Here is an 11,198-nt window from a genome sequence, read left to right on the forward strand (position 1 = left end):
TTTAAAGATAGCTTCGGCTATCTTTAAAAACGCATTAAAGATTATTGCGTTAATAATAGGAGTTTTTAAGATAGCATTAGCTATCTTAAAAAACGACTAGGATTATTACAATAGTAAAAATTACTAAGGTTGTTGCAATAATCCTAAGGGGAGCACTCGCTCCCTTTTTTAAATTTAAAAATCAATTTCCTAATTTAAATTCTTTAAAACTTGATAAATTAAACATATTTAGTATAAGATAACGATTACAAAGGAGCTAAGATGAAAGAATTTAATTTTGATAACGCTGTGAAAAATCCATATATAGATAAAAATTTAAAAACACAAGAATACCAAGAAGAAAGACGATTAGTCAGTCAAACTATGGCAAAAATGGAAAAAGAGTTAGACAAACCAGAGATTTTATCAGTATTTAAAAGATTAAAAGAATTAGATTAAGAGATTTCGCTAAAAGCTTGATAATTTAATATACTAACGATTACAAAAGTAACAAATATGAATGTAACAATTACAACAAATAATAATCCGTATTTTTAAAGGCTTTAAAATAGATTTTAAAAACCAAGTAAAGAAGATAAAAATCTAACGCTAGATATTATTAAACGCCTTGCAAATGATGAAGTCTAAGAGCTGATTTATAAAAACTACGCATTGTAATGGATTTAAAATATTGCAGAGATTGTCATATCAAAAATGATTTAGTGCCAGTGTATAAAAAATAAAAATATATTAATTCCAACTTGCATTAGCATTGCAAATCACAGCAAAATAAATAATTTAACATAAATTAGATGTTAGCGATATATTTTTATTGTAATTATTTTAAGGTGCTATTCTTAGCACCTTTTTTATAAAAACTAAGCAAAATCAAAAAAACTAGCATAAAAAATATTTATGATTGTTTTAAATTCCGTCCTTACAACCAGCGTTTTTTCTTAAAAAATATAATAGGTATTATTGTAGAGATTATCATTAGGCTCAAGGTTATAAAATACCCATATTGGAATTTTAATTCAGGCATATTCTCAAAGTTCATTCCATAAATTGTCCCTATTAAAGTAGGCGGCATCATAGCAACGGTAACAATGGTAAAAAGCTTTATGATTTTGTTTTGTTCTATGTCAATTTTGCTAGTTAAAATCGTCTGTATATTATCCAAAATCCCAAGTTGCGAAAGGCTAAAATCTATTAAAGAATTTAAATCTTTTAAAATTATGTCTAAATTCTCTTTAATATGAACGCCTATTTTATCGCTTTTAATAAGTGATGATAAGGTCTTTTTCTTCTCAAACAACGAATACCTAATCTGCATATTTAAATCTTGAAGATTTGAAATCTTAGCAAGGTAAAAATCATAATCAAGAGCATTTTTTTGCTCTAAAATCTCGGTTTTTAGCAATCTTGAAATCTTATCAATCCACTCTAGCACATCTCCATCTTTATCCACTCTCATATCAAAAATCTCGCTTAATATCTCATAGCCACTTTTATAATGAGTTGGATTTGCTAGAATTATGTTTTCTACAGAAGCAAAGGTCGGAATTTCTCTAGCACGGATTGTAAATAATACTTTTTTATTTAGTAAAAATGTAATCGTATCTTTTGTAGTGGTTGTTTGATTTAGAGCGTCTTTATTTAAAAACACATTATTAATAGTAATAGTATCTTGCTCTTCCCAATATCTCGCACTTTCTTCTATGTTGTATTTTTCATCATCGTTTGGAATTTTAATATTAAAATTATTTTCTATATAAGCAATCTCATCTAGGTTGAAATTAAACAAATCTACCCATAAAGTATTTTCAGGTATTTCTTCATTGATATTAATAGTGCGTTTTAATACATTTAAATTGTCTTTATAATAAATAAAAAGCATAAAAATCCTTTATAAATTTTAATTATTATAATGAAAATTTTGAAATTTTAAATAGGATTTAAGGCTAAGCTTAAATCCTAAGAATTATTGTTTTAATTGTAAAAGTGTGTTAAGCATTTGATCACTTGTAGTAATTGTCTTAGAGTTTGCTTGATAACCCCTTTGAATTACGATTAAGTTTGTTAAAGATGTACTTAAATCAACGTTAGACATTTCAAGGCTACTTGCTTGGATTTTACCACGACCACCTGTTGTAGCAGCTCCGATTACTGGCTCACCTGAGTTTGATGTTTGAGTGAAAACATTGCCGCCTTCAGCTTCTAAACCTTCGTTATTTGTAAATGTCGCCATCGCAATTTGTGCTAGACCAAAGCTTCTACCATTTGTAAAGCTTCCGATGATTGTTCCGCTTTCATCAATTCTAATTCCGTTTAAGTCCCCACCACTAAAACCATCTTGAGAAATACCACTTGTATTGCTCTCTCTATCATAACTTGTAATTCCATCAAAATCATTTGGGTTACCGAAATAAAAATCTATGTTTTGATTAGGGGTTGAGCCGTTGTTTGCTGTAAAGCTTACTGAACTTGGGCTAAATCCTTGTAATGAACCATCGCTATTAAATCTAATTGTTCCTGTTAGGACATTTTTTGGACCTTCGCCACTAATGTTGATTTCGCAAGGCTCTGGAACTTGAATTACTATTCCCCACTCTGTGCCACCATCATCTGTGTAGCCGATTTTTGTAAAGTCATATTTGATTGAGTGTTTTGTCCCAAGTGAGTCAAATATATCAATACTTGAACTGTGTGCGCTCATATAAAGCCCTTGAGTTTGGCGAATTCCATCTCCACTTGTAAGTGCTCCTTGCATACCTTGCATAGTTTTCATAAATTTATCGTTTTCATTAACATTATTTGCCGGATTTGTTAGATTGCTAATGCTTAAGAACATATTGAAGTCGTCTTCATTGTTGTTTGCATTTGCCGGAGTTCTTACATCAGCGTTAAGTTCAATAAATTGAGCTTGAGCTTGTGCATCCAATAAATCCCAATCACCCAAACCATGTCCTGGTTGATTATTGTATTTAATTCTAGCTCTTTCATTGATTGCTTCTGTGCTCATATCAAATACATCGCCATCATCAGCATTAAATGCGTCTCCTTTAGGATTTTTGATAACGAATTGTCCTTTAGCATCTACTATGATTTCAACTCCATCATTTTTAGTCCCAGCCGTATTCCAATTAGCATCAGTTACTTGTCTTCCATCGTAATTTACATAAAGCCTTGCATCTTTTTGCATAGCTTCTCTTAAATCTTCTGTGGTATTAAATGTTCTTTCCATATTAGCATTTAATGCGTGTGCTGTATTAGTTGGGTTTGGATCATAAGTATATTGATAAGCAGTAATTACTTCTATACTTGCACCATTATTTGGTTGATGATGTTGTATAGCACTTCCTAGAATACCTGTGCCATCTGGAGCCACACCATTTCCAGCTTTTAGAATTATATTCTTCATAGCTGCTGTTGTGCCTTGCTTATTATCATTTACTAAAATAAGTCTATTTCCATTTACTATATCAGCTCTTACGCCTGTTTTACCACTTACTCCATTAATAGCAGTTGCTATATCAGCTACATTTGATACACTGCCACTAATTTGAGTGCCGTTAATTTCTATATTTAATGTAGCGGCTGTAGCAAATTTACCATTGTTATCAATTGCGTTACCATTTACACCCAATGTTAATTGTTGAGTTCTAGCTTCTGCATAACTAACCCAAATTCCTTGACCTTTTCTAAGTCCAAGACTTTCTCCACTAGCATTGAATAATACCCCCATATCAACGCCACGCTCATTTAAGCGTAATTCACCATTTTTGTTTGTAATAAAGCTATTTTGTGAAACATCGTTTTCTTTATGCACACCCGCATCAACCTTAATACCATCGCCGTTTATATTAGTCCATTCGTGGTTGCTATCTAGCTGATAGATTGGAGTTTTTTTATCGCCTATGCTATTACCTGAATTTAGGTTTGCTTTTAAACTAACTAATGTTGTAGGATTTGCAGGAGTTGTAAGACCTGGTTTTATTACTATATTTCTAATTGGAGATGTCGTATCAACTTCGCCTGTAACTTCATCTCTTAACCAACCTTGTGCTATATAACCATTATTATCAACGAAGTTACCATAAGCATCGCGAACGAAGTCCCCGTTTCTTGTATATTTATAAGTTTTACCACCATCAGGGCTTACTACGAAAAATCCATCGCCTTGGATAGCTAAGTCTGTGTTTTTCTTTGTTGTTTGGATACTTCCTTGAGCAAAAATCTTAGTAATTGAGTTAATTTGAGTTCCAAGTCCAACTTGCATAGGGTTTTTACCACCTAGTTCTCCTTGTGGAGCTGTTGCAACTTTGCTTGTTTGGTTCATCAAGTCGCTAAAATTTGCACGAGAGTGCTTAAAGCCTGTTGTATTAACGTTTGCTATGTTATTACCTTCTACGTCCATTGCTATTTGGTGTGCCTGAAGACCTGATACTCCAGACCAAAGTGATCTCATCATTTTTATATCCTTGTAATTAAATTCTCTAAGCAAGTTTTAGCAAAAGGTGTTCCAATTTTATTTTTTTATATTAAAATGTTTATTTAATACCGAAAATAAGGGGATTTTGTGGATAGTGTAAAAAATAATTTTAGATTAGATTTAATAAAGTGCTTATCAAATACAAGATTACAAAGTTATAAAGACTTAGACGAGCATTTTAAAAATCTTAAATTAATTTCAAAATTATCCCCAAAAATAGGCATTTTGGAAATAACTTTAAGAAATTATTTAAATGATATTTTGGCAAAAAAGTTTAATAATGATGATTGGCTTTTAGATTACGAAAATGAAAGTATAAAAGAACAAATAAATAAATTATATAAAAGCAAAAAAAGAACACCTACAAAAGATGAATTATTAAGCAATCTTACGCTAGGAACGATAATTAAGATTATTGAAGATGAAAAAATTGAGAAGTATATATTTTCAGATTTAGACTTAAAAAGATTTGATAAGAATAATAAAAAATATTATTTTCTTAATAACAAAAAGACAAAAATATCACTAATTGATAAAAATAGAGCTTTGCTAAAATTATTTTTAATTCTTAGAAATCGCGCGAGTCATTTTGAAAATTTATTAAAACTTAGAAACAATAAAATTTCTAACATAAGCTACAAATTAAATCAAAATTATTATATCAGTATAGACCCAGTTAATTTAGAAAGATTTTTAGATGATTTGATAAATGATTTTAATGAAGATTTGATAAGCAGAGTAAAACTCTGCTTTTAAGGGTGTCCGTCCACCCACGAAATACATTTCATAATATCAAAAAAAAATTAATCATAAAAGCTTTATCAATGTTTGTTAAAATCAGCTTTTATTAAAAGGAGAAAAATGAAATTTTTAAATATTCAAAAACTAAGCACTGAAAAGCTAGAAAATATGGGTTTTACTTGGCATACAAATGAAGATAAAAAATCATATGTAGATGATAAATTAATAATAATTAGCGAAGATGAAGCAAATAATTATTATAACGCTTGCAATGAGCTATATGATATGTTTATAAACGCAGGTTCTTATGTAATTGATAATAATCTTTTAGATAAACTTGGCATTCCTTTTAATTTACACGAAGTTGTGAAATTATCTTGGGAAAATGAAGTTCATTGGCATTTATATGGGCGTTTTGATTTAGCTGGTGGGCTTGATAATTTACCTATTAAATTGCTTGAGTTTAATGCAAATACTCCAACGGCACTTTTTGAAACGGCGATTTTACAATTTGAGCAATTAAGACTAAATAACTTAGATGAAAGCAATCAATTCAATCACACTTACGAAGCAATCGTTGATAATTTTAAACGCTTATCAACTTTAGATGAAGATGTAAGTAATTTTGATGAAGTATATGAAGGCTGGAAAATACTTTTTACAAGTGTAAAAAATACTGAAGAAGAGCTAACTACAAGATTGCTTATGCAAATGGCAAAAGACGCTGGATATGAATGCGAGTTTGCTTATATTGAAGATGTTGAATTTAGCGAAGATGGAGTGTTTTTAGCTGATGAGAATTATGAGTTTTGCTTTATGCTAATTCCTTGGGAAATAATAGCTATTGAAGAAAGCGAATTAGCACATTTACTAACAAAAATAATTAAAAATCAAAAAGCAATTATCCTAAATCCTGCTTATACATTATTATTTCAAAGCAAGGCTATTTTAGAGATTTTATGGCAGCTTTATCCAAATCATAAATATTTATTAAAAACTAGCTTTTTACCACTTGAAAATGCTAAACAAGTTAAAAAGCCGTTTTTTGGTCGTGAAGGTGCAAATGTTACGATTTTGGACAAAAATGGCGAAATAATTACAAAAAATAATGGAGATTATGAAAATAACGGATTTATTTATCAAGAATTTGCAGAACTTAACGAATATAATGGCGAGTTCTATCAAGCTGGGGTATTTTTTGCCTACGAAGCGTGCGGACTTGGATTTAGAAAAGGTGGAACTATTATAGATAATTACGCACAATTCGTAGGACACATTATTAAATAAAGGAAAAATATGCAAGAAATTCTAAGTCTTACTTCATTTGTAGTTGATTTTGATATTAAAAAGAATTTAAAACAAGAATTACAAAATTATAAAAATATTTTAGTTATTGCTGGAGTTACGGCATTTGCGAAATTTAAAGATAAATTAGAATACGCAATTAGTGGCAATTATCATCTAACGCATACTAAAGAATGCTCGTTTAATGATATTAATAAAATTATAAATGAATGCAAAGGCTTAGAATTTGATTTAGTCTTAGCAATTGGTGGTGGTAAGGTTTTAGATACTTCAAAATACATAGCAAATGCTTTTAATCTAAAAATAATTACTATACCAACAATCGCTGCAACTTGTGCTGCTGTATCTGCTCTATCTGTTATTTATGAAGATGAAAAGTTTAAAGAATTAGCGCTTTTTAAAGAACCGCCTTTTAAATGTTTTATAGATTTAGAAACTATTAAAAACGCTCCTAAAAGGTATTTAATAGCAGGTATTGGCGATACGATGGCGAAATTTTACGAATTTGATTTGCAATTAAAATATGCAAAAGCTAATAATATAGGCGTAAATTACTCAAATTCTTTTGGCAAAATTTGTAGTAATTTGTGCGTAGATTTAAACTATGAATATGCAAAATCTTTAAATGATGATTTGAGTTTTAAAAATGTCGTAATGTCAATAATAGTAAATACTGGTTATGTTTCACGCTCAATTAATATTGAATATAATGGGGCTTTTGCTCACGCAACTTGCTATGCGATAAGTTATATTAAAGAAATAGAAAAAAACTTCTTGCACGGAGAATTAGTAGCATTTGGTATTTTAGTCCAATTACTAATTGAGAAAAAATATAATGAATATGAAAAATTGCTTAAGTTTTACAAAGAAATCAATTTACCTACTAAAATAAGTGATTTTATAAAAGAAGATGAGTTTTTAAAACATATTGACAAAATAGCTAGTTTAGTCCTTGCATCTAGCGATGTTATTAATCTAATTAATCGTGGTTTTATAACAAATCTTGATGAGATAAAAAATGCTTTAATTTATAAAAAGGAGAAAGAATGAAAATTGTATTTTTAGACGCAAACACCTTAGGTGGAGAAAACATTGACGCATTTAAAGAATTTGGCGAAGTTGTATTGTATGAAAAATCATCGCCTAATGAAGTAGTAAAAAGATTAGAAAAATGCGAAGTAGCAGTGATTAATAAAATCAAAATGAGCCGTGAAGTTATGCAAGCTTGCCCTGATTTAAAACTAATTTTAATTAGTGCAACGGGTATGAATACGGTTGATTTGCTTGCGGCAAAAGAATTTAATATCGTAGTTAAAAATGTAGCAGGTTATAGCACAAAAAGTGTGGCTCAACATACTTATGCTCTACTTTTATCATTAATGAACGAAACTCTTTATTATAATGACTACACAAAAAAAGGCAATTGGGCTAAGAGCGAATTATTTTGCGATTATTCAAGAAGAATTTACACAATAGAAGGCAAAACTTGGGGAATTATAGGACTTGGAGCTATTGGAAAAGAAGTTGCAAAAATAGCACAAATGTTTGGTGCTAATGTGATTTATACAAGTCTTAGTGGCAATAATAACAATGCTGATTTTAAAAAAGTTAGCTTAGAAGAATTGTTAAAAAATAGCGATATTATAAGCATTCACGCTCCACTTAACGACAAATCATATAAATTAATCAGCGAAAAAGAACTAACAATGATGAAAGATAATGCGTATTTGCTAAATCTTGGGCGTGGCGGGATAATTGATGAAGTAGCACTCGCAAAAGCAATTGATAGTAAAAATATCCGCGTTGGGCTTGATGTTGTAGAAGTTGAGCCAATGAGTGCTGATAATCCTTTATTGAACATAAGTAAAAAGCAAAATCTAATAATCACCCCACACATAGCTTGGACTGCTTGTGAGTGTGTTACAAGGCTAGTGGCAATGATGGTGAATAATTTAAGAGATTTTTTAAATGGTAAATAAGATTTACTTAGGGCTAATTTTAGCCCTATTCTTTAGCTCTTGTGCTAAGCAAATTCCAACTACAACTATCAATCTAACTATCAAAAGCGATATTATTAAGTTTAAAGGACAAGGTTTTTTAAAGAATAATAAAGGTGATTTAAGTCTTGATTTATATACGCTTGGAAAATACATAAATACTTTTAAAATCAATGAAAAAATATGTTTTAACAACGAATGCTATACCAAAAAAAGCTTTAATGAAAAATTCTTTGGCAAATGGTATTATGATGATTTGTTAAAAGATATAATTTTATGTAAAAATATATTTTCTAAGAAAAATTACTCAAAAACTCAAAATGGTTTTACTCAAATAATTGATGATTTAACTTATGTTGTTGATGATTTAAAATGTGAGTTTTCTTCAAAAAATATTATCATTAAAATTAATAAATAATAAATTTTATTATTCTATAATAATTTTTTCCTAATAATCTAATGAAATTTACAAAAAAATATTATATTTAGATGGAATTTATAATAAGGAGAAATTATGAAAAAAGTATTATTTTCATCAGTTTGTGCAGTGGCACTACTAGGGACAAATGTATATGCAGTAGAAAATAGTTTAAGTAATAGTTTAGAAACTTTTTTAAGTCAAAAAACAGAGTTAGAAAGCAAGATTAAAGAGCAAAATACTCTAATAACTCAAAAACAAGAAAGCGTAAATAATGCTGATACAAATTATAAAGAAAAAGATAAAGCATTTAAAGAAACTGCAAAAGCTATAGATACAGCAATACTAACAGCAGGAGATAAAGAAAGCGAAAAAAATAAAGCTGAAAGAGAACATACTAATTTAGTAAATCAAGGTAATTCTTTAAATACTCAAAAAGATAATTTAAATTCTGAAATTAACGGACTGAATACTCAAATATCAAACAAAACATTGGAAGTTGAAAAATTACAAAAAGAACAAGAACTAGCACAGACTACATTGGTAGAAAAGCGTGATAATTATGAAAAACTCAATTTAAAATATCAGACAGAAATTGAAAATCATAGTAAATTAGTTAAAAACTATAACAATGCGTTACAAGAACATCAAAAATTACAAGAACAATATAACAATACAATGGATAACAAAGAAACATTAAAAGCGCAACTTGATGAAGCTTGGAAAAAAGTTCAAGAATCAAATTTAGCAGTAAAAATGAGTGATGACGTTATTGCACCATTGGCTGGTGAAAAAAGTCAAGCACTTTATGACTATTCGGTTGCAAGTAATAATTTGGATAAAATTGCTGCAAACAACAAACTCGCAAACGAAAATTTAACTAAATTAAAAGCAGATTTGGAAATGAAGCAAAATGAAGCTAAAAATTATGAAACAAAAATTCAAGAAAATATTACAGCAACATCTAAAGCTCAAACCAAAGTTGAAGAAGCAATGAAAGTATATGTAGAAGCCCAAACTAAAGTTGAAGAAGCTAAACAGACCAATGCTAACGCTAAAACAGCTTTAGATACTGCAAGTGAAGACCTTGAAAAAGCTAAAGCAGAACTAAATACAGCTAATAAAGATTTAGAAAACTTAAAAAAAGAATTAGAAAATATTGAAGCAAATATTACAAACAATACAGAAGAAGGCAAAAAAGCTAAAGAAGAGTTAATGTCAAGTGGTATTTATACGGCTAATACTCAAACTCACGCTAACGCATTAATCAGTTTAGCAGCTTCACACAATGGAGATTTAAGCAATGCAGCTCCTGAAGTAAAAGCACAAGCACAAACCTTAGCAAATCAAATAGCTACAACAATTTTAGATGAGAAAAAAGACGATATAACAGCAGAAGCTCTAAGCACTTTAAATGTTCAAATCAATAATATGAATAAGCGTTTAGGTGAAGTGCGTGGTTTAAATGCGGATATTGGGACTTGGTTTAGAATTTATGGTGGTCGTTTTAGCAATGGTAACAATAATTTCAATTATTATTCAACCCAAATTGGTGCAGATAAAAAAACTAGCTTAAATAATGCTGATATTCTTGCTGGTGTGCTATTTGGCTATGATAAAATCAATGCAGGTGTAAGAGCAAAAGACACTAGCGTAGGAGCGTATTTGAGTTATATTCACAATGATGGATATTTTGCTGATTTGGTATTAAAATATATAAGAAGTAGTTATGATAGTAAATTTGTTGATGTTAAATCTCAAAATTCATTCTTAGTTAGTGCAGAGGGTGGATATAGATTTAATGTAAATAATAATTTTTATCTTGAACCAAGTCTTGAGATAATCACTGGATATATCGGCAAATACGAATCAAGCTTAAAAATCTTTAATAAGTTTAAAATAAATGTAGATGCTCACTCTCCATTAATATTTAAACCACAAATATTTGCAGGTTATAGCGTAAATGATTTTACATTTAGAGCTGGTGTTGGGGCAGTAATTGATACTCAAACTAAAGAAGCAGACCTTTTAATAGGCGATATTATAAAAGGAGTAAATGCTAAGGTAAAAAGCAAATTAGGAGCTAGCGATAGAGGATTTGTAAGCGTTGGCACAGCATATACATTTAGCGATAATTTAAGATTGAATTTAAGTGTTGAAAGAAGCTTTGGCACAAAACTTACAAATGATTATGAAATAAACTCAACCATTAGATATACATTTTAAAATAAAGGGCTTAAAGCCCTTTTTTATCAAACCCCCACTA

9 protein-coding genes are annotated in these 11,198 nt (G+C 29.5%); 7 read left to right on the forward strand and 2 right to left on the reverse strand.

The genetic code is table 11. The features are described 5' to 3' along the window. Positions 1 to 261 precede the first annotated feature (261 nt). Positions 262 to 438, forward strand: a complete 177-nt coding sequence (locus AVBRAN12637_RS09345; RefSeq protein ID WP_336614316.1) for a hypothetical protein — start codon at positions 262 to 264, stop codon at positions 436 to 438. A gap of 478 nt (positions 439 to 916) precedes the next feature. Here AVBRAN12637_RS09345 and corA read toward each other — a convergent pair whose 3' ends face one another. Further along, positions 917 to 1,876 carry a magnesium/cobalt transporter CorA gene (corA, locus tag AVBRAN12637_RS09350; RefSeq protein ID WP_336615797.1) on the reverse strand — a complete coding sequence of 320 codons (960 nt, stop codon included), beginning with the start codon at positions 1,874 to 1,876 and terminating at the stop codon, positions 917 to 919. A gap of 84 nt (positions 1,877 to 1,960) precedes the next feature. Further along, positions 1,961 to 4,450: a flagellar hook protein FlgE gene (flgE, locus tag AVBRAN12637_RS09355; protein ID WP_336615798.1), complete on the reverse strand. Its 2,490-nt coding sequence runs from the start codon at positions 4,448 to 4,450 to the stop codon at positions 1,961 to 1,963. A 108-nt stretch (positions 4,451 to 4,558) separates the two neighbouring features. On the opposite strand from flgE, the gene AVBRAN12637_RS09360 reads away from it, so the two are divergent. The 6 genes from AVBRAN12637_RS09360 (at position 4,559) to AVBRAN12637_RS09385 (ending at position 11,158) form a co-directional block, all read left to right on the forward strand. Continuing rightward, positions 4,559 to 5,227: a hypothetical protein gene (locus tag AVBRAN12637_RS09360; RefSeq protein ID WP_336615799.1), complete on the forward strand. Its 669-nt coding sequence runs from the start codon at positions 4,559 to 4,561 to the stop codon at positions 5,225 to 5,227. A 105-nt stretch (positions 5,228 to 5,332) separates the two neighbouring features. Then, positions 5,333 to 6,499: a glutathionylspermidine synthase family protein gene (locus tag AVBRAN12637_RS09365; protein ID WP_336615800.1), complete on the forward strand. Its 1,167-nt coding sequence runs from the start codon at positions 5,333 to 5,335 to the stop codon at positions 6,497 to 6,499. Between the two features lie 9 nt (positions 6,500 to 6,508). Beyond that, entirely contained in the window at positions 6,509 to 7,567 is a 1,059-nt protein-coding gene (locus AVBRAN12637_RS09370; RefSeq protein WP_336615801.1) for an iron-containing alcohol dehydrogenase, read from the forward strand. Beyond that, entirely contained in the window at positions 7,564 to 8,496 is a 933-nt protein-coding gene (locus AVBRAN12637_RS09375) for a D-2-hydroxyacid dehydrogenase (protein WP_214150307.1), read from the forward strand. The genes AVBRAN12637_RS09370 and AVBRAN12637_RS09375 overlap by 4 nt, the downstream gene beginning before the upstream one ends. Then, entirely contained in the window at positions 8,486 to 8,932 is a 447-nt protein-coding gene (locus AVBRAN12637_RS09380) for a hypothetical protein (RefSeq protein ID WP_214118914.1), read from the forward strand. The genes AVBRAN12637_RS09375 and AVBRAN12637_RS09380 overlap by 11 nt, the downstream gene beginning before the upstream one ends. Positions 8,933 to 9,028: 96 nt before the next feature. Then, the gene (locus AVBRAN12637_RS09385) at positions 9,029 to 11,158 is read left to right on the forward strand and encodes an autotransporter outer membrane beta-barrel domain-containing protein (protein WP_336615802.1); all 2,130 of its coding nucleotides are present in this window, start codon (positions 9,029 to 9,031) and stop codon (positions 11,156 to 11,158) included. The last annotated feature ends 40 nt before the right edge of the window (positions 11,159 to 11,198 follow it).

The organism is Campylobacter sp. RM12637 (assembly GCF_020137645.1).
Taxonomy (GTDB): domain Bacteria; phylum Campylobacterota; class Campylobacteria; order Campylobacterales; family Campylobacteraceae; genus Campylobacter_E.

Excerpts from the sequence above, each read along its gene's own strand:
- AVBRAN12637_RS09345 (WP_336614316.1), top strand. The coding sequence starts at position 262 with ATGAAAGAATTTAATTTTGATAACGCTGTGAAAAATCCATATATAGAT.
- corA (WP_336615797.1), bottom strand. The coding sequence starts at position 1,876 with ATGCTTTTTATTTATTATAAAGACAATTTAAATGTATTAAAACGCACT.
- flgE (WP_336615798.1), bottom strand. The coding sequence starts at position 4,450 with ATGATGAGATCACTTTGGTCTGGAGTATCAGGTCTTCAGGCACACCAA.
- AVBRAN12637_RS09365 (WP_336615800.1), top strand. The coding sequence starts at position 5,333 with ATGAAATTTTTAAATATTCAAAAACTAAGCACTGAAAAGCTAGAAAAT.
- AVBRAN12637_RS09370 (WP_336615801.1), top strand. The coding sequence starts at position 6,509 with ATGCAAGAAATTCTAAGTCTTACTTCATTTGTAGTTGATTTTGATATT.
- AVBRAN12637_RS09375 (WP_214150307.1), top strand. The coding sequence starts at position 7,564 with ATGAAAATTGTATTTTTAGACGCAAACACCTTAGGTGGAGAAAACATT.
- AVBRAN12637_RS09380 (WP_214118914.1), top strand. The coding sequence starts at position 8,486 with ATGGTAAATAAGATTTACTTAGGGCTAATTTTAGCCCTATTCTTTAGC.
- AVBRAN12637_RS09385 (WP_336615802.1), top strand. The coding sequence starts at position 9,029 with ATGAAAAAAGTATTATTTTCATCAGTTTGTGCAGTGGCACTACTAGGG.